The 16,557-nt window shown below is 66.6% G+C and carries 18 protein-coding genes; 14 read left to right on the top strand and 4 right to left on the bottom strand.

Features of this window, described 5'->3' with window-relative positions:
* Nucleotides 1–45 precede the first annotated feature (45 nt).
* Genes AC1MB9_RS03270 through AC1MB9_RS03260 form a run of 3 tightly spaced genes read left to right on the top strand, consistent with a single transcriptional unit; the run spans nucleotide 46 to nucleotide 2,657 of the window.
* Nucleotides 46–1,176, top strand: coding sequence for a zinc-binding dehydrogenase (locus AC1MB9_RS03270; RefSeq protein WP_479963617.1), 1,131 nt, complete (start codon nucleotides 46–48; stop codon nucleotides 1,174–1,176).
* A 31-nt stretch (nucleotides 1,177–1,207) separates the two neighbouring features.
* Nucleotides 1,208–1,585, top strand: a complete 378-nt coding sequence (locus AC1MB9_RS03265; RefSeq protein WP_479963616.1) for an HNH endonuclease — start codon at nucleotides 1,208–1,210, stop codon at nucleotides 1,583–1,585.
* A gap of 49 nt (nucleotides 1,586–1,634) precedes the next feature.
* Nucleotides 1,635–2,657 (top strand): NYN domain-containing protein, encoded by a 1,023-nt coding sequence (locus AC1MB9_RS03260; protein WP_479963615.1) that lies wholly within the window; start codon nucleotides 1,635–1,637, stop codon nucleotides 2,655–2,657.
* 119 nt (nucleotides 2,658–2,776) lie between these two features.
* On the opposite strand, the gene AC1MB9_RS03255 is transcribed toward AC1MB9_RS03260, so the two are convergent.
* Nucleotides 2,777–3,673, bottom strand: a complete 897-nt coding sequence (locus AC1MB9_RS03255; protein WP_479963614.1) for an alpha/beta fold hydrolase — start codon at nucleotides 3,671–3,673, stop codon at nucleotides 2,777–2,779.
* A gap of 319 nt (nucleotides 3,674–3,992) precedes the next feature.
* On the opposite strand from AC1MB9_RS03255, the gene AC1MB9_RS03250 reads away from it, so the two are divergent.
* Together AC1MB9_RS03250 and AC1MB9_RS03245 are read left to right on the top strand one after the other, a co-directional pair.
* Nucleotides 3,993–4,394, top strand: coding sequence for a hypothetical protein (locus AC1MB9_RS03250; RefSeq protein ID WP_479963613.1), 402 nt, complete (start codon nucleotides 3,993–3,995; stop codon nucleotides 4,392–4,394).
* Nucleotides 4,394–4,840 carry a hypothetical protein gene (locus AC1MB9_RS03245; protein WP_479963612.1) on the top strand — a complete coding sequence of 149 codons (447 nt, stop codon included), beginning with the start codon at nucleotides 4,394–4,396 and terminating at the stop codon, nucleotides 4,838–4,840. The genes AC1MB9_RS03250 and AC1MB9_RS03245 overlap by 1 nt, the downstream gene beginning before the upstream one ends.
* A 33-nt stretch (nucleotides 4,841–4,873) precedes the next feature.
* Here AC1MB9_RS03245 and ligD read toward each other — a convergent pair whose 3' ends face one another.
* Nucleotides 4,874–5,890: a non-homologous end-joining DNA ligase gene (ligD, locus tag AC1MB9_RS03240; RefSeq protein WP_479963611.1), complete on the bottom strand. Its 1,017-nt coding sequence runs from the start codon at nucleotides 5,888–5,890 to the stop codon at nucleotides 4,874–4,876.
* Between the two features lie 174 nt (nucleotides 5,891–6,064).
* Here ligD and AC1MB9_RS03235 point away from each other — a divergent pair, with 174 nt between their 5' ends.
* Nucleotides 6,065–7,555: an HNH endonuclease signature motif containing protein gene (locus tag AC1MB9_RS03235; RefSeq protein WP_479963610.1), complete on the top strand. Its 1,491-nt coding sequence runs from the start codon at nucleotides 6,065–6,067 to the stop codon at nucleotides 7,553–7,555.
* A 35-nt stretch (nucleotides 7,556–7,590) separates the two neighbouring features.
* Here the strand turns inward: AC1MB9_RS03235 and AC1MB9_RS03230 are convergent, their stop codons facing one another.
* Complete coding sequence (locus tag AC1MB9_RS03230) at nucleotides 7,591–8,094, bottom strand: GNAT family N-acetyltransferase (RefSeq protein WP_479963609.1); 504 nt, start codon at nucleotides 8,092–8,094, stop codon at nucleotides 7,591–7,593.
* Between the two features lie 83 nt (nucleotides 8,095–8,177).
* Between AC1MB9_RS03230 and AC1MB9_RS03225 the strand changes: the two genes are divergently transcribed.
* The 4 genes from AC1MB9_RS03225 (at nucleotide 8,178) to AC1MB9_RS03210 (ending at nucleotide 12,149) form a co-directional block, all read left to right on the top strand.
* A complete protein-coding gene (locus AC1MB9_RS03225; protein WP_479963608.1) occupies nucleotides 8,178–9,413 on the top strand; it encodes a glycosyltransferase in 1,236 nt (411 codons plus the stop codon).
* Nucleotides 9,410–10,141 (top strand): PIG-L family deacetylase, encoded by a 732-nt coding sequence (locus AC1MB9_RS03220; protein WP_479963607.1) that lies wholly within the window; start codon nucleotides 9,410–9,412, stop codon nucleotides 10,139–10,141. Before AC1MB9_RS03225 ends, AC1MB9_RS03220 begins: the two co-directional genes overlap by 4 nt.
* Nucleotides 10,142–10,245: 104 nt before the next feature.
* A complete protein-coding gene (locus tag AC1MB9_RS03215) occupies nucleotides 10,246–10,677 on the top strand; it encodes a universal stress protein (protein ID WP_479963606.1) in 432 nt (143 codons plus the stop codon).
* Complete coding sequence (locus AC1MB9_RS03210) at nucleotides 10,674–12,149, top strand: alanine/glycine:cation symporter family protein (RefSeq protein WP_479963605.1); 1,476 nt, start codon at nucleotides 10,674–10,676, stop codon at nucleotides 12,147–12,149. Before AC1MB9_RS03215 ends, AC1MB9_RS03210 begins: the two co-directional genes overlap by 4 nt.
* A gap of 98 nt (nucleotides 12,150–12,247) precedes the next feature.
* Here the strand turns inward: AC1MB9_RS03210 and AC1MB9_RS03205 are convergent, their stop codons facing one another.
* On the bottom strand, nucleotides 12,248–13,033 hold the full coding sequence (locus AC1MB9_RS03205; RefSeq protein ID WP_479963604.1) for a gamma-glutamyl-gamma-aminobutyrate hydrolase family protein: 786 nt from the start codon (nucleotides 13,031–13,033) through the stop codon (nucleotides 12,248–12,250).
* 227 nt (nucleotides 13,034–13,260) lie between these two features.
* On the opposite strand from AC1MB9_RS03205, the gene AC1MB9_RS03200 reads away from it, so the two are divergent.
* The 4 genes from AC1MB9_RS03200 to AC1MB9_RS03185 all read left to right on the top strand — a co-directional run bounded on the left by AC1MB9_RS03200 (nucleotide 13,261) and on the right by AC1MB9_RS03185 (nucleotide 16,479).
* On the top strand, nucleotides 13,261–13,992 hold the full coding sequence (locus AC1MB9_RS03200; protein WP_479963603.1) for a PspA/IM30 family protein: 732 nt from the start codon (nucleotides 13,261–13,263) through the stop codon (nucleotides 13,990–13,992).
* 37 nt (nucleotides 13,993–14,029) lie between these two features.
* Nucleotides 14,030–14,677 carry an NADPH-dependent F420 reductase gene (locus AC1MB9_RS03195; protein ID WP_479963602.1) on the top strand — a complete coding sequence of 216 codons (648 nt, stop codon included), beginning with the start codon at nucleotides 14,030–14,032 and terminating at the stop codon, nucleotides 14,675–14,677.
* Between the two features lie 123 nt (nucleotides 14,678–14,800).
* Nucleotides 14,801–15,577, top strand: a complete 777-nt coding sequence (locus AC1MB9_RS03190) for an arginase family protein (RefSeq protein WP_479963601.1) — start codon at nucleotides 14,801–14,803, stop codon at nucleotides 15,575–15,577.
* An 86-nt stretch (nucleotides 15,578–15,663) separates the two neighbouring features.
* A complete protein-coding gene (locus tag AC1MB9_RS03185) occupies nucleotides 15,664–16,479 on the top strand; it encodes a crotonase/enoyl-CoA hydratase family protein (RefSeq protein WP_479963600.1) in 816 nt (271 codons plus the stop codon).
* Nucleotides 16,480–16,557 lie beyond the last annotated feature (78 nt).

Genomic DNA, 16,557 nt, shown 5'->3' with positions numbered 1-16,557 from the left:
GGCCGGGCTCTGAGAGGTTTTTCCGTAGCCTGCGAGACTGGGCTCATGAGCCCACAGCAGAGCACTCAACCCGCCCACTCCGACGCAGCGAGCATGATCGCCGTCGTCACAACAGGTGTTGGCGACGTCGACCACCTCGTGGTGAGCACGGTACCAAGACCGGTGGCCGGACCGGGCGAGGTCCTCGTTCGGGTACTCGCGGCGGGCGTGAACAACACCGACATCAATACGCGACTCGGCTGGTATTCGTCGTCAGTGTCGACCGCCACCGACGATTCCTCCGCCGGAATCGAGGGAGTCGGAGCAGATCGCGTGGACGGCGGCTGGAATGAGGCCACACCGTTTCCCCTGATCCAAGGCGCAGACTGCTGCGGTCGGGTCGCCGGGGTCGGGAGCGGGGTCGACGAGGCCATCGTCGGCACCCGCGTGCTCATTCGTTCGTGCATGCCCCTGGGCGTTAGGGCAGGATCCAACCAGACCGAGTGGCTCGGCTCCGATCGCGATGGCGCTTTCGCGCAGTTCACGATTGCGCGAGCCGGAGACGTGTTCCCGGTCGAGAGCACCTGGAGCGACGCCGAGCTCGCCACGATTCCGTGCGCGTACGGCACCGCGGAGAACATGGTGAGCCGTGCCGGCATCACCGTGGGCACGCGCGTTCTGGTCCCCGGAGCATCCGGGGGCGTGGGATCGGCCGTCGTCCAGCTGGCGAAACGACGGGGCGCCTATGTCATCGGGATCGCCAGCGGCGCGAAACGTGAACGAGTTCTTGAGATCGGTGCCGACGAGGTCCTGGAGCGCGGGCAGGATCCCGTCGTGCACCTGGGCGCCAAGAGCATCGACGTCGTTGTCGATAACGTCGCCGGCGCCGGATTCGGCGGCATGCTCGCCGTGCTGCGACATGGTGGCACGTATGTCACGTCGGGCGCCATTGCCGGCCCGATCGTCGAACTCGACCTGCGCACCCTTTATCTGGGCGACTTGCGCCTCATCGGCTGCACCGCTTGGGATGAGCATGTGTTTGCCGACGTCGTCTCGTACGTCGAACGAGGCGAGATCCGCCCGCTGCTGGAGCGCACCTACCCGCTGCACGACATTGCCGCCGCGCAGCGCGACTTCCTGCAAAAACGCCACGTCGGAAACGTTGTTTTGATTCCGCCCACGGTGAGCGACCGGTGAGCACCCGCAGGTCTGGCGATATGCTGAATCCGTGCCCCACCCCAACAGCCGCGCTGCCAAGGCCGTTCGTCGACGCCGACGACGCATGGCCCTGGTCGAGAACGATCTGACCCCGGAACAGTGGGCGACACTGCAACAGCTGTGGGGCTGCTGCGCGTATTGTGCCGCGAGCGACCGCGCCCTGCAGCGGGACTGCGTGCAACCAATCTCCCGGGGCGGGCGCTACACCCTCGACAACATCGTCCCGGCGTGCGGCGCCTGCAACGCCAGCAAGAGCAACGATGAGGTGACCAGCTGGATGCGCCGTAAGAAGCTGGACGAGCGCCGCTTCCTCGTTAGGTTCGTGGAAGTGCGGGGCAAACTCGCCGAGACACGAGTTGCCCTCGCCGCATCGCTCGCCGCAGACTAGAGGTACCGGATCGCTATTGAGTCTTCCGCCTACGGCTAAGGAGCTCACCATGACCGAACCGAACGAAGCACGCGTCGGCCTCTACATCGACTTCGACAACATCGTCATCTCGCGTTACCAGCAGTTGCACGGGCGCAATGCGTTCCAGCGCGACGGTATCCGCGACTTCGACAAGTCGAGGGCAGGTGCCGACCCCGAGGTCGCCGCGCGGCTTGCCGCCGCCACCGTCGACTTCAACGCGATCATCGACTTCGCGCTGTCGTTCGGTGCTTTGGTCGTCAACCGCGCGTATGCCGACTGGTCTGTTCCCGTCAACGCGAACTATCAACGTCAGCTCATGTCGCGAGCCGTGGATCTCACTCAGCTGTTCACCGCAACCACGCGCGGAACGAAGAACGGTGCCGATATTCGGCTCGCCGTCGACGTGGTCGAGGACCTCTTCCGACTGCCCGACCTGACGCACGTCATCATCGTCGCCGGCGACTCCGACTACATCGCCCTCGCGCAGAAATCCAAACGCCTCGGTCGTTTCGTGGTCGGCATCGGCGTCGCCGGGTCGACGAGCACCTCGCTCGCGGCGGCGTGCGACGAATTCGAGGACTACGACTCGCTCCCGGGGATCGAGAAGGTCGCGGCGACATCCGAACAGGCTCCGGCAACGGCCGACAGAGCCACGTCGACCAAGAAGGCGTCGGAACCGGTAGACAAAGAGCCGAAGGAGGCTCCTGCACAGGTGCGCAAGGTCTCGACAAACCCCATGTTCTCGCACACCGATGACACACAATTCGACGAGCAGGAACCGGCCGATGACACCGACCCGCAGACGGTCGCCACGGAGCTGCTCGTGCGTGCGCTGCAGATCGGGCATGCGAAGGGCGATGCCGACGAGTGGCTCAACACGGGCACGGTCAAGAACCAAATGCGTCGGATGGACCCTGCGTTCAACGAGAAGCCCCTCGGCTACCGTTCGTTCACCGATTTTCTCGCGTCACGCAGTGACCTGGCCGAGCTGCAAGAAGATGGCTCGCAGCGGCTGATTCGACTGCTGCCCGACGCCAACGGCCGACGCTGAGACTCTGACGCACCCTTGACGCCGGTTCAGGCCCGGCGCCGACCTGCGTGACACCCCAGGGCACGTGACCCGGTCGCACGTTCCGCGTCCGGTGCGCTGTACTGTCGCGCTGCGCGGGCTCAGCGAAACTCGGCCGATACACCGCCGTGGCGCGGTGCAACGTGCTGCAATACCTGCTGCCAGACGTCAGAAATCACCAGGCGCCCACTCCCCTGAACCGTTGCACGCCGAGCGTGCGGGATGCGTTTGGCGAACCAGGCGCTGTCGTAGGCACGCGCCACCGGGTCGTCCTCCCCGTACACCAGCACGGTATCCGCGGTAATGCGGTCAAGATCTGCCACCCAACCGGGGTCGCGCCGACTCAGCAGATCCGTCGCGACACCGATGGCGCCCTGGACCTCCGCTTCACGGAGCATCCTGCCGAGTCGCCCCAGCTCCCCGAGTCGGCCGAGAGCGGGGTCATCGGGAGAGACGCCGAGGGCATCGAGCCCGAACGGCATCAGTTCGGAGACTCGAGTGATCAGGGATTCCATCGTGTCGCCGCGTGACACCTCCAGACACTCCACGGCGGAGGACGGCGACGACTGTTCCGAAGCCACGGGAGCAACGGCCGAGACCACAATCAGACGATCAATTCGACGCGGATGTCGGGCGGCCAGCGACATCGCGACCTCCGCACCGATCCCCCAGCCAACGACACCCACCCGACCGAAGTCCGTGCCGCTGACTTCGGAGGAAACCCGTTCCGTTCGCTCCAGAAACTCGGCAATGTCGTCTGCTCGCCGCTCTATCGTCACCGGCTCTGAGTCGCCCAAGGGGTCGGACCCTCCGTAGCCCGGCCGGTCGAGACCGATGAGGTGGACACCCCACGTGCTGGTGATCGTGGGATTCGGGTCGAACATCCCCGAACCCGGTGTCGGGTGGCACAGGACCACCAAGCGCTTCGCAGCCGCGTCACCGAGGCCGGAGAGACCCAGGCCACGCCCGTTGGCCAGTACGAAACGCCGATTCGCCATGACGACCCCTCCGAACTCCGGCGAACCGGACGTGGCGGCGGACTCGGGAGGCCCCTGCCGTCGACGATCCGCGGGCTCGCTTGCGATTGTGCCCAGTGTCCCGAGTGCGCCGCGCGGTGTCAAGGGCCGCGCCCCACAGCGGGGCGCCGACCCGCCGGCGAACTCTTGTACAGTGAAGAGGCCATCGCTCGCGATGAGCGACCACGGATTCGAGTAGGGACACACCACGAACCACGAACAACGAGTCGTTCACGCCCGCGAACTTCTCGCGGGACTGGACCTGCCTCGACCCCTGACCCCCGAAAGTCTCCATCACCGCATGGAGCGACTGCGCGGCAAGCAGATCGTCGTGCGCGAGGCCACCTCCCGCATGGTCGAGTACGGGATCTGCGGTTTGTGGATCGAAATCGCCGACGAAGCCTTCGAGCGTGTGCACTACGCGCCTACCGAGTCCGCAGTTCACCGGCAACAATTCATCAATCACGAGTATGGGCACATGATCCTCGCCCACGAGAAGGTTCTGCTGCCCGCCGACCGCATCGCCCTGCTGGCACCCCTGATTCCCATGGATGCGATCGTGCATGCCTTGTCCCGACGGGATTTCACGGTTGAGCAGGAGGCGCTGGCCGAAGCGATCGGTGATGAGCTTGCCATCACGATGCTGAGGGACTCCTCCAACACCCGTTCCGGGAGACAGACCGGATTCGGGAAGGTTCTCTAGTGCCGGCAAACAATGCCAGTGCCGCCGACTCCTCGGCCGCCCAGCGCGAACTTGCCCGGAAAATCAACCTTCTGCTCGACGTGGTGGTCGCCGAAGGAAACACTCCGCACACCTACAAAGACATCGCCGCCGCGCTGGCGGCGAAGGGACTGTCGCTGTCCCGCGCGCGCTGGGCCTACATGCTGTCGGGCGCCGGGCCCCTCGTGACCGATCCCGCCCTGCTCACCGGCATCGCCGAATTCTTTCGGATCCCGGCCGAGTATCTGCTCGGCTCCGACGATGACATTCCCGAACGAGTGGACTCTCAGCTGGTGTTCGTGCGGCAGCTGCGCGCCAACCGAGTTGTCGACTTCGCCGCGCGCACGCTTTCCGATGTCTCACCCGAGACCCTCCGCGCCATTACCGCGCTTCTGCAGGACGACGCCACCGGAGATGCCACGCCGTAGGCTCTCCCACGCCGCACGGGGCATCGCCGAGTGTCAGCCGCGGGCACGGCTCGGTTGCACCCGGGGCGGTTCTCCCGGCATCTTGGGAAAGTCGGGCGGGAAGGGAAGTTCACCGAACCCCGCCTCAAGGTCGCGTTTCCACCATTCCAGCAGCATGCCAATCGTGCCCGGGTGCTCGTGCATTGTCGCCCAGGGGTCGCCGCTCGTGCGCAAGCGATCGGGCACGCTCGACAGCGTCAGGCTACGAGGATCGATGTTTCCTAGTTCGCTCCACTCGACGGGGCAGGACACCGGCGCGTGCGCGAGCGGACGAGGGCTGTACGCGCCGGCCATGGTGCGATCCCGGTTGGCCTGGTTGAAGTCGACGAAGATTTTCTCACCGCGCTCCTCCTTCCACCAGTTGGTGGTCACCGCTTTCGGCTGACGGCGTTCGAGCTCGCGCGCCGCGGCGATGACGGCGTGCCGCACATCAAGAAATTCGTGCGTCGGTTCGATGGGCGCGAACACGTGCAGGCCACGGTTTCCGGATGTCTTCACGAATGCGTCGAGCCCGGCCTCGGCGAGCACCGACCTCAGCTCAACGGCCACGGGCACGGCGTCATCGAAGTCGCGGCCGGGCTGCGGGTCCAGATCGATGCGCATCTCGTCGGGATGGTCGGTATCCCCGGCGCGCGACGCCCACGGGTGAAACACGATCGTGTTCATCTGCGCCGCCCACACGGCGGTCGCGGGCTCGTCGATCACGAGCTGCGGATGCGAGCGCCCGCTCGGGTACACCACCGGCACCGCGCGCACGTAGTCGGGAGCTCCCTTGGGCGGGTTCTTCGAGAAGTACTGCTCGCCGTCGATGCCGGCCGGAAACCGCTGCAACGACACCGGCCGGTCCCCGTTCGCGCGCACGAACGGCTCCCCCACCGCCATCAGGTAACGTGCCAGATCCAGCTTGGTCAGCCCGCGGTCGGGCCACAACACACGACTGGGGCTCGACAGACGCACCTGGCGTTGCCCGTGTGGTCCATCAACCTCGAGAACGATCGCTTCGGCCGTCATGCGCACAATCTAGAACCGCCACGGCCCCACCGCAAGCGACCATCCGTGAACCGGTGCGTCGGGGGTATTCGACCCGATTCCGGGCAGGGCCGGGGCGAGCAGGATGTCGATCGCTCCAGGCTGCCCCGGCCCAGTGTCAGTGTCAGTGTCAGTGGTGCCTGTGACACTTATTTCATGACAACCACCATTGACGGTGTTTTCGCTGGTTTGACCGGGTCGCTGGCCCGATCAAACATATCCGCGGCGTCGTTCGCGGAGCTCTCCGATGATCAGTCGGAGAACACCCACCGGGCCATCGCCCGACACATGCGGGAGGTCGGAAAGTATTACGCGTTGTCGGCGGCGAACGTCGCCGCCCGCTCCGACTGGCAGCTCGGCCGGGAAGGCCTCGCCAGAAAGAAGGGCTACGCCTCCGCAGAGGACTATGTGCAGTCATTGGGCGGTGGCGGCGGCACCAGGGCCGACACCCGCCGCCTGATCGAGGCTGGCACCATGGCCACCGAGGCCGAAACCGCCCGGGATCGGCAGGAGCAGGCCGACGAGCTGGCGCGGGAGTTCCCGGAGGCCCCGCCGGTCGAGGTGCACGTGCCGTGGTTCGCTCCGCTCGGTGCCGCCGTCACCAATGGAACCCTCAGCACCGAATCCGCGACCGCCATCCGTCGAGGCCTCGGAGAACCCGCCATCGGGGTGACGGAGGCGATGCTCGCCGACGCGGTCATCGCCCTCATCGCCCAGTGCCGCACCGGGAACGCCGACCAGGCCGCGAAGGCGGCCCGGCAGTGCCGGGACTCCATCGATGCCGCCGGTGTCGCGTCCCGGGCCGACGCCATGCGCGCCCGACAGTACCTGCGGGTGTGGGACAAGCCGGACGGTATGTTGCACGGCGCCTTCGAGCTGGACCCGGAGAACGGCGCCTACTTCACGGACTTCCTGCTGCAGATCATCGGACCCCGCACCGGCGGCCCCCGGTTTGTGGAGAAGGGCGAGAAGGAACGCGCCAGGCGCATCATCGACGACCCACGCTCCACGGACCAGATCGCCGCCGAGGCACTGATCGAGGTGATCAAGGTCGCCGCGGCCGCCGACCCCGGCACCCTGTTCGGCCGCATTCGCCCATCGGTCAAGTTAGTCGTAACTGCAACAGATACTCCGGCACCGACATCCTCGCTTGGCGCCTCGGGCGAACTGGTTCTGACAAGCGGGTTCCTCGAGGGAGCACCGGGAGCGGTACCGATCACCACGATCGACCGGTCGATCTGCAACGCCGGCTTCATACCGGTGTTGTTCAGTCGGGACGGCACTGCGCTCGACGTGGGACGGGAACAGAGACTCTTCACGCAGGCGCAACGCGCGGCCCTCGCACTCCGGGACCGAGGCTGCAGGTGGCCCGGCTGCCACCGACCACCGAGCTACTCCGAAGCCCATCATCTGCACGGCTGGCACGCGGACGGCGGACTCACCAACCTCGACGACGGCATCCTGCTCTGCGCCCGAGACCACCTCCGGTTGCACAACGACGGTTGGGAGATCACCCGCGTGGGCACCGGAACCGGCATGGACTATTCGCTAATCCCACCCGCGACCGCCGATCTCACCCGAACACCCATCCGGCTGGTCAGCCAGTCGCCAGTGAAGCCCCGGCCGCCACTGCGTCAACGCAGCTGAAGCGAAGCGGTATCACGGCCTGGTGGCCGGTGGAGCTACGAGACGGATGCCGCGAGCAACGCGACCACAACCGTGTCGTCCTTCGTGGATTGTTCGCCGATGGCGGTGAAACCGAGACGGGCATGAAAGGCAAGCGACCGCGGATTGGGCGGGAATGTGTTGACCTCGCACACCACCTCGGCGGCGTCAACGTCCCGTGCAGCCTGAAAGACCGAGCCGTATAGAACCTCGCCGAGGCCCTGGCTGCGCGCGGTCGGCGCCACGACGATGCGGTCCACGTACAGGAAGTCGCTCGACCGGGCCTCGAACCAGCGATAGTTCTCACTCGAGTAGTCCGCCGACGGGGTGAATGTGATCACGAAACCGAGCACGTTTGCCGGGTCGTCCGCCGTCGTGACGACGACCGAATGCGCCGCGGATGCCACCAGTTCCGCCAACACGTCGGCGTCCAGGGCGTTGACGGCAGGCACCGCCGCGTTGTTGAGCGTGAGCACCTGGGGCAAGTCGAGGGGGTCGAGGGTTCGAAGCGCATGCGTCATGGCCGCCACGATACCCAACAGAGCTGAACGGGGCCTTCACGAGCCGGTCCCAGCGGGCGGGAGCAAGCGTGCGTTAAGATTCCATGGTGCCTCCTGTATCGACCTCCCTCCGCATCGCCCTCGTTTCCCTGCACACGTCCCCGGGGGCCGAACCGGGTTCCGGCGATGCCGGCGGAATGAACGTTGTCGTGCGTAACCAGGCGGAGGCCCTCGCCGCCGCGGGCCACACCGTGGAAATCCTCACGCGGCGTTCGTCCCCGGAGATCGCGCGCAAGGTACAGCTGCACCCCCGTGTCACCCTTCGTTTTCTCGACGCCGGACCGGCGGCGCCGGTCCCCAAGGGCGACCACGAAGACTTCATCGACGCCTTTCGGCAGCGGATGTCGGCCCTCGGCCCGTACGACATCATCCACTCTCATCACTGGTTCTCCGGCATGGCGGCCCTCCCCCTCGCCCAGGAACGCCGCACGCCGCACGTGCAGAGCTTCCACAGCATCGCCGCCGAGGAGTCGACCCCACTCTCGGAGGGCGAACGACCTGAGTCCGCCGGCCGTATGGCCGGGGAAGCCTGGCTGGCCCGGGAATCCGACGCAATCGTCGCGATCAGCGAAGCGGAGGCCGACACGGTGGTTCGTCGGCTCGGCGGCATCCGGGAATGCATTCGGGTGGTGCAACCGGGCGTGGACGGCACCCTGTTTCGACCGACGAAGCACGCGGCCCGCCCCGGACTCGGTTATGTTTTGGTCGCGGCCCGGCTGCAGCCGCTCAAGGGACTCGACCTCGCCATTGAGGCCATCGCCGCCGTGCCCGAGGCGATCCGACCTGAACTGATCATCGCCGGAGACGCCTCGAGCGACTTCGACGGCTACGTCGACGAGCTGCGCGCCCTCGCCGCGCGACACGACATCGAACACGGCGTGCGCTTCGTCGGCCCCCAGAACCGGGCGAAGCTCGCGGTGCTCTTCCGCGAGGCGCGTGCCGTGCTCATCCCTTCACATTCGGAAACGTACGGGCTGGTGGCCCTGGAAGCCGCCGCCAGCGGGGTGCCCGTCGTCGCCGCCGGAACCGGGGGCCTGCGCGAGGCCGTCGTGCACGGCACGACCGGCGTGGTGCTCGAGTCCCGTGATCCTGCGGTGTGGGGCCAGTACATCTCTCATCTGCTCTCCGACCACGAATTCGCCCAGCAGCTATCCGTGTCGGCCCGCGAACGCGCCGAGCACCTCGACTGGCCGCGGTCGGCGCAGAAGCTGCTCGAGGTCTACCGTCAGCTCGTGCTCCCCGGGGCGGCGGGCTGCCGGCACGAACTCGCGATCGCATGACCCTGCTCGACACGGTCTCTTCCGTTCTGCTCGTGCACGCGCATCCCGATGATGAGACCATCACCACGGGTGCGCTCGCGGCGGAACTCGTGGCCCGCGGCATCCGGGTGTTTCTGCTGACGGCGACCCGCGGCGAGCGCGGCGAAGTCGTGCCCGGGCCGCTCTCCGCCCTGGAGGGAACGGATGCCCTCACCCGCGAACGCGAACTCGAACTGAACCGCGCGGCGAACGCCCTCGGGCTCACCGAGCGGTACTGGCTCGGCGAGTACCCGGCCAGGGTGCCCGGGCTGCCGCCGCGCCAATACCGGGATTCGGGCATGACTTGGCTTCGTCCCGGCCTCGCCGGTCCGGCCTCTGACGTCGACACTGCCTCCCTCGTGCGCGCCGCAGCCGCCGACACCGCCGCCGACGTGACTGCCCTGGTGTCCCATCTGCACCCGTCGCTCGTGATCAGCTACGACAACGGCGGCGGCTACGGACACCCCGACCATGTGCGCATGCACGAGGTCGCCGTCGCCGTGACCCACGCCACCGGCACACCCTTTGCCGAGATTGTCGCCGATCCGGGCGAGGCCGACGAATGGTTCACCCTCGACAGACACCTCGACACGGTCACCGCCGCCCTGAGCTGCCATGCGAGCCAGCTCACCGTCGACGGCGCAGACATCGTGCATTCGGGTGGGCAGCGCGAGCCGATCACCACGTCGATGGGCCTGCGCCGTGCGTAACTGCCGACATCCGGTTGCCCCGCAATAGTAGGGTTCCGGCTCCTCTGCGCCTAGGCTAAAACTCCACGCGGTTTTGTTCAGACAAAACCAACGAAGGGAAGACAATGACGTCATTACTTGTGGGAATCGATGGAAGCGAATCCAGCCGAAGGGCCGTGGCATTCGCCTGTCGACTCGCCGACGAATCGGGGGCGGTGCTGCACATCGTTCATGTTATTCCCTGGTCACCGTACTCGTTCACGAGCCCGGACGAGAACGAGCACCGTTCGGCCAGCAAGGCCCGCGAGATCGCGGCAGCCGAGGAACAAATCATGCGGCCGGCGCTGGCCGTTGCCGATGATTTTTCGATCACCCCCACCTCAATCGTTGTGCACGGAAGCCCGGCTGACCAGCTTGTATCGATCGCAGAGCGCCAGGCGGCATCGCAGATCATCGTGGGCCGCACCGGAGATTCCCGGCTCAAACAGGTTCTCTTCGGGAGCACGCCCGTGCGCCTCATTCAAATGTCCAAGACCCCGGTGACGGTGGTCCCGTGATCCGCGCAGGCATCGACGAGGCCATCAGCGGCGCGTTCACTCCCATTGCCGACTTCATCAGCGGCATCATCTTCTACTCGATCAAGATCGGTGACCCCGAGACGATCGCCTATGTGGAGATCCCCCTGATCGTGGCGTGGCTCGTCATCGCCGCCCTCTTCTTCACGATCTACCTGAAATTCCAGAATGTGCGCGGCGTCAAGCACGCCCTCGATCTGGTGCGCGGACGCTATTCCAAACCAGAGGATGCCGGTGAAGTCTCGCACTTCCAGGCTCTCACGACCGCGATTTCCGGCACGGTCGGTCTCGGGAACATCGCGGGAGTGGCGGTCGCCGTGTCGATCGGCGGCCCGGGCGCCACGTTCTGGATGATCCTCGTCGGCTTCCTCAGCATGAGCACCAAAATGGCGGAGTGCACCCTCGGCGTGAAGTACCGCATTGAGCACGCCGACGGCTCGGTCTCCGGCGGACCGATGTACTACCTGCGTGACGGTCTCGCCGCTCTCGGCAAGCGCAAACTCGGCCGGGTTCTTGCCGTGCTCTTCGCTCTGTTCTGCATCGGCGGCTCCATCGGCGGCGGAAACATGTTCCAGGCCAACCAGGCCACGAGCCAGATCATCAACGTCACCGGCGGTGACGATGGCCTCCTCGGCCAGTGGCGTTTCGTCATCGGCCTGGTTTTCGCCCTCGCCGTGGGTGCCGTCATCATCGGCGGTATCAAGTCCATCGCCCGGGTTACCGAAAAGATCGTGCCCCTCATGGCGGTCCTGTACATCCTCGGATGCCTCGCGGTCATCTTCGGCAACTTCGCCGCAATCCCGGATGCCATCGGGCAGATCTTCGCCGGAGCCTTCAACCCCGAAGGCATCGCCGGCGGCATCATTGGCGTGCTCATCCAGGGCTTTCAGCGCGCCGCGTTCTCGAACGAAGCCGGCGTCGGCTCCGCGTCGATCGCGCACTCCGCGGTCAAGACCGAAGAACCCGCCACCGAGGGTTTCGTTGCCCTGCTGGAGCCCTTCATCGACACCGTGGTGATCTGCACAATGACCGCGCTCGCGGTTATCATCACCGGGACGTGGAGCGACACCTCGAGCGCGCCCGGCGTGGAAACCACGTCGGCGGCCTTCGCCACCGTGGCACCCTGGTTCCCGATCCTGCTCGCCGTCGCCGTGGTTCTCTTTGCGTTCTCGACCATGATCTCGTGGTCGTACTACGGCATGAAGGCCACCGGCTACCTGTTCAAGGACAGTCCGCGTGCCGAACTCGGGTACAAGATCGTGTTCTGCATCTTCATCGTCATCGGATCGTCGCTGTCGCTCGGCCCGGTCATCGCGTTCTCCGATGCGATGATCTTTGCCATGGCGATCCCGAATGTGCTCGGCCTGTACCTGCTGGCGCGCGTGATCAAGACGGAAATCTTCGTCTACCGCTCCAAGGTTGTGAGCGGTGAATTCGCGATGGTGGAGCAGTAGTCCGCAGCACACACGCGAAACGGATGCCCTGCGGGCCCTGCCCGGCCGCCCGGGGCATCCGTCTGCGGCGTCCGGCGTTGTGCGGACGCCCTCGAAGGCTACGCGGCGACGAGCTCGGGAACGGCGTCAGCTGCCGAGACAACGTTCCTGCGGAGCACCTCGAGCAGAAGCGGCAGCTGGTCGGCCGGAGCACCGGGCGCCTCGGGGTGCCACTGCACGCCGGTGATGGGTGCCGTCGCGTGTTCGAGGGCCTCGACAAGCCCGTCGGGGGCGACGGCGGCGGGCACGAGGCCGGCACCGAGCACTCCCACGCTCTGATGGTGCGCGCTCTGTACCAGGATCTCGGTGTTTCCCAACCCGCGGGCAAGACGGCTCTGCGCCGTGAGCGTCACGCCGTGGGTCGAGAGAATCTCGTCGATCGGCGCGTTCGCGTTCTTGTGAATACCATCGTCGATGTGCTGCACCAAGTTGCCGCCGAGAGCGACGTTGATGATCTGCAACCCCCGGCAAATGCCGAGCAGCGGTGTGTTGGCGGCGAGCGCCCGCTGAACCAGCGCGATCTGGCCCTCATCGGCGGCTCGGTAGTGCGCTGTTTCGCCCTGGTAGTCGGGGCGTGCGCCGTAGAAGCTTGGGGTGATGTCCTCACCACCGACGATCACGATCGCGTCGGCGTCCCGAGTGGCCCGCAACAGCTCGGCCGGGGTCGTGTCCGCCGCAGCGATGCGCGTGACCTGCCACCCGCCGGAAATGCCGTCGTCAACCACGCGTCCGTTGAGCACCTGCACCTTGGCGTGGTACTCGGGGCGATCGGGGCGGTCTCCGGTGACCTCAATGACGAACAGTCGCGGTGCGGCGAACATCTGTGTCGTGAGCTGTTCAGTCATGGTCGCCTCCGCATCCGGTTGGGTTTCGTGTGATCTCTATTGTGCGCGCGGGCCCCGGGCGCCGCGAGCGGGGTCGTAACACAGGGCAATCTGACGACGGCGGTGCACACCCATCGGGTAGCTGTTCGGATCGATTTCCTAGACTGGTTCACACACGAGTCGTAGGCTCTGCACGACGGATGCTCGTCACGCCCGACCCCCCGCAACGCTTTCGAAAGGACCCCAACGTGGTGAAACAGTCCATCTTTGGCCGCATCTCGCAGCTGGCCAAGGCCAACATCAACGCCCTGCTGGACTCGGCCGAGGACCCCAAGCTCATGCTCGACCAGATGGTGCGGGACTTCACGAGCAGCATCGCAGACGCAGAAAGCGCCATCGCCGAAACAATCGGCAACCTGAGGCTGCTGGAAGACGACTACCGCGAAGACGTGGAGGCCGCCGGCGAGTGGGGCAACAAGGCCCTCGCCGCGAGCCGCAAGGCCGATCAGCTGCGCACGTCAGGGGATCCGGTCGGTGCCGACAAATTCGACAACCTGGCCAAGGTGGCCCTCGGCCGTCAGCTCTCCTCCGAGAAGGAAGCCAAGCAGGCCGAACCGCAGATCGAGTCTCAGACGGCCGTTGTCGAGCAGCTCAAGAGCGGCCTCAACGCCATGAAGGAGAAGCTGAAGCAGCTCGCCTCCAAGCGCGACGAACTCGTCGCCCGGTCGAAGACGGCTGCGGCCCAGAAGCAGGTCATGGACGCGGTAAAGAGCATCGACCTGCTCGATCCGACGAGCGAGGTCAGCCGGTTTGAGGACAAGATTCGCCGCGAAGAAGCCCGCGTCCGTGGGGCGAGCGAGCTGGCCGCGTCGAGCCTCGATGCCCAGTTCGAAAGCCTCGAGGACCTCGGTGAGCTCTCCGAAGTCGACGCCCGGCTCGCGGCGCTGAAGGCCGGAACGAGTACGGCGATCACGAGCTGACCGGGTGGCGGGGCCCGAATCATGATTTGATTCCACCATGACAACTCTGGGATTCATCGGTGCCGGGCAGCTGGGGAGGCAGCTGGCTCGCCTGGCCGCCTTCAACGGCTACAAGGTCGTCGTGAGCAACGCGGACGGTACCGACAGCCTCGCCGAGCTCGTCGCCGAACTTGGCTCGAACGCAATGGCTGCCACGCCGGTGGAGGCGGCCGCGGCGGGAGACGTGGTGGTCGTGTCCATTCCGCTCAGCGCCCTGGCGTCGATTCCGGTCGACGCGTTGGCGGGGAAGATCGTGATCGACACCAACGACTATTATCCGGAGCGGGACGGGCACATTGAGGCTCTCGACACGGAAACCACCACGGTCTCCGAGCTGCTGCAATCCCACCTGCCCGAGTCGCGTGTGGTGAAGGCCTTCAACCATGTGCCGGCAGATGAACTCACCACGGCGAGCCGTCCGGCCGGGTCACCGGAACGCAAGGCGCTCATCGTGGCCGGGCACGATCCCGCCTCCCGGGAGGTCGTAGCGTCCCTCGTCGATGTCTTCGGCTTCGACAGCATCGACATCGGACCGCTGGAAGAGGGGTGGCGGATCCAGCGTGACACCCCGGGCCATGGCCGCGTCCTGGACCTCTTCGACCTGCGCAACGCGTTGGCCTCCGCCATTCGCTACCGCGACATGTAGCCGCATCGGCGCCGGCTCGCGGCTGGCGTCGTTTCGCGCGCCGCGGCCGGGGGGCCATACTGAGGTATGGCTCCCACTTTCGTTGTAGTTCCACAATGGCAGGGTTCGGTTTCCCCACGCGCGATGCGCCTCGTCGACGGGGCCGCGGCAATTCAGGGTGATCTGCCCGCCTCGGCCACGCTCGAGGTCGATGTTCCCGTCGAGGCCGGCGACGCCCAGGACACCGGCATTCACCGGTTCTCGTCCCTGCAGGTGGTGCGGGAACGCCAGGGCACCGTGCTGCGCACCGCACCGGACTGGGCGCTCACCATCGGGGGCGACTGCGGAGTGTCCCTCGCGTCCGTCGAGCACGCGAGCCGCGAGCATCCGGGAGACGTTGCCCTCGTGTGGTTTGGCGCGCGCCCGGAACTGCACACCCCCGACACGTCGCCGTCCGGCGGGTTCTGCGGGATGGTGCTGCGCGCCATCGCGGGCGAGGGTCACCCGGACATCGCCCTCGACGAGGCAACCCGCATTCCCTTTGATCGGATTGTGTTGGCGGGAACCCGCGATGTCGACACGGCAGAGGCCGACCTCATCACTGAACGACGCCTCACGACCGTGGACGTTGACCAGCTCGCTACCGCCGACGCCCTCGTCGCCGCGATTCGGGCCACCGGGGCGAGGTCGGTCTACGTGCACGTGGGTCTCGACGTTCTGGACCCGTCCGCGCTGCGAGGACTGTCCGATCTCGTGCCGTTCGGGCTCACCGTCCCAGCGCTGACGACCGCCATCACGGCGGTTCGCGCGGCATTCCCGGTGGTCGGGGCGAGCCTCGTCGGCTTCTCACCGGCCTCGCCGGCGGAAGCCACCGATGACCTCCCCAGCATCCTGCGCGTGATCGGCGCCCTGACCCGCTGACGCAGGCCGTCGGCCCGTTCCCTTCCGACACCGCCCCCTCCCCGCCCATCGCAGATGGCGCATCCGACACAGCCAATGGAGGCTTCGTGACCGAGACAATCCCGCCCACCCCCTCCGCACAGCAGGAACGCGTCGTGATCGAACGCCGCGGCCACGTGCTGCTGATCGGATTCAACCGCCCGGAGAAGCGAAACGCCGCGGACTTCGCCCTGTTGCAGCAACTGTCGCTCGCCTACGGTGAGCTTGACCGTGATCCCGAGCTTCGCGTGGGCCTCGTGCACGCGATCGGCGACCATTTCACGGCCGGACTCGACCTGGCCGATGTGGGGCCCCGCCTCGGCGCGGACGGTCTCGACATGGTGCCGGAGGGCGGCGTCAACCCGTGGCAGGTCGACGGGCACTCGGTCAGCAAGCCCGTGGTCATGGCCGTTCAGGGCACCTGCCTCACCCTGGGCATTGAACTGATCCTCGCGAGCGACATCGCGGTCGCCGCAGAGTCGACGGTGTTCGGCCAGATCGAGGTGTCCCGGGGAATCCTCCCGTTCGGCGGGGCCACCATTCGACTGCCGCGCGCGATCGGCTGGGGCAACGCCATGCGCTGGCTGCTCACCGGCGACATGTTCGACGCCACGGAGGCCCTGCGGATCGGGCTGGTACAGGAGATCGTGCCCGACGGGCAGCAGTTCGAACGTGCCCTCGCCATCGCCGACCGGGTGGCGGCGCAGGCCCCGCTCGCCGTGCAGGCGACCCTCGCCAACGCGCGCACGGCCGTGCGCGCGGGCGACGCCGCGGCCGAGGCGCACCTGCAACCGGAGCTGGCCCGCCTGGCGGCCACAAAGGATGCGCGAATCGGCATGGAGTCGTTCCTGACACGCGTACCGGCCGTCTTCGAAGGCCGGTAACGCACTCGTTCACCGGTCACATCGCGGGTAGGCTTCATCTACCCGGAGGTGTTCCCGGGTCCCTCTGACTCTTGGAGA

The sequence above is a fragment of the Cryobacterium sp. AP27 genome (genome assembly GCF_056680495.1).
This window is presented reverse-complemented; position numbering and strand designations above follow the sequence as displayed.

Bases quoted from the DNA above. Each gene is read 5' to 3' on its own strand.
- AC1MB9_RS03250 (WP_479963613.1), top strand. From the start codon at position 3,993: ATGGAGCGACTGCGCGGCAAGCAGATCGTCGTGCGCGAGGCCACCTCC.
- AC1MB9_RS03215 (WP_479963606.1), top strand. From the start codon at position 10,246: ATGACGTCATTACTTGTGGGAATCGATGGAAGCGAATCCAGCCGAAGG.
- AC1MB9_RS03235 (WP_479963610.1), top strand. From the start codon at position 6,065: ATGACAACCACCATTGACGGTGTTTTCGCTGGTTTGACCGGGTCGCTG.
- ligD (WP_479963611.1), bottom strand. From the start codon at position 5,890: ATGACGGCCGAAGCGATCGTTCTCGAGGTTGATGGACCACACGGGCAA.
- AC1MB9_RS03260 (WP_479963615.1), top strand. From the start codon at position 1,635: ATGACCGAACCGAACGAAGCACGCGTCGGCCTCTACATCGACTTCGAC.
- AC1MB9_RS03230 (WP_479963609.1), bottom strand. From the start codon at position 8,094: ATGACGCATGCGCTTCGAACCCTCGACCCCCTCGACTTGCCCCAGGTG.
- AC1MB9_RS03270 (WP_479963617.1), top strand. From the start codon at position 46: ATGAGCCCACAGCAGAGCACTCAACCCGCCCACTCCGACGCAGCGAGC.
- AC1MB9_RS03225 (WP_479963608.1), top strand. From the start codon at position 8,178: ATGGTGCCTCCTGTATCGACCTCCCTCCGCATCGCCCTCGTTTCCCTG.
- AC1MB9_RS03195 (WP_479963602.1), top strand. From the start codon at position 14,030: ATGACAACTCTGGGATTCATCGGTGCCGGGCAGCTGGGGAGGCAGCTG.
- AC1MB9_RS03190 (WP_479963601.1), top strand. From the start codon at position 14,801: ATGCGCCTCGTCGACGGGGCCGCGGCAATTCAGGGTGATCTGCCCGCC.
- AC1MB9_RS03255 (WP_479963614.1), bottom strand. From the start codon at position 3,673: ATGGCGAATCGGCGTTTCGTACTGGCCAACGGGCGTGGCCTGGGTCTC.
- AC1MB9_RS03205 (WP_479963604.1), bottom strand. From the start codon at position 13,033: ATGACTGAACAGCTCACGACACAGATGTTCGCCGCACCGCGACTGTTC.
- AC1MB9_RS03220 (WP_479963607.1), top strand. From the start codon at position 9,410: ATGACCCTGCTCGACACGGTCTCTTCCGTTCTGCTCGTGCACGCGCAT.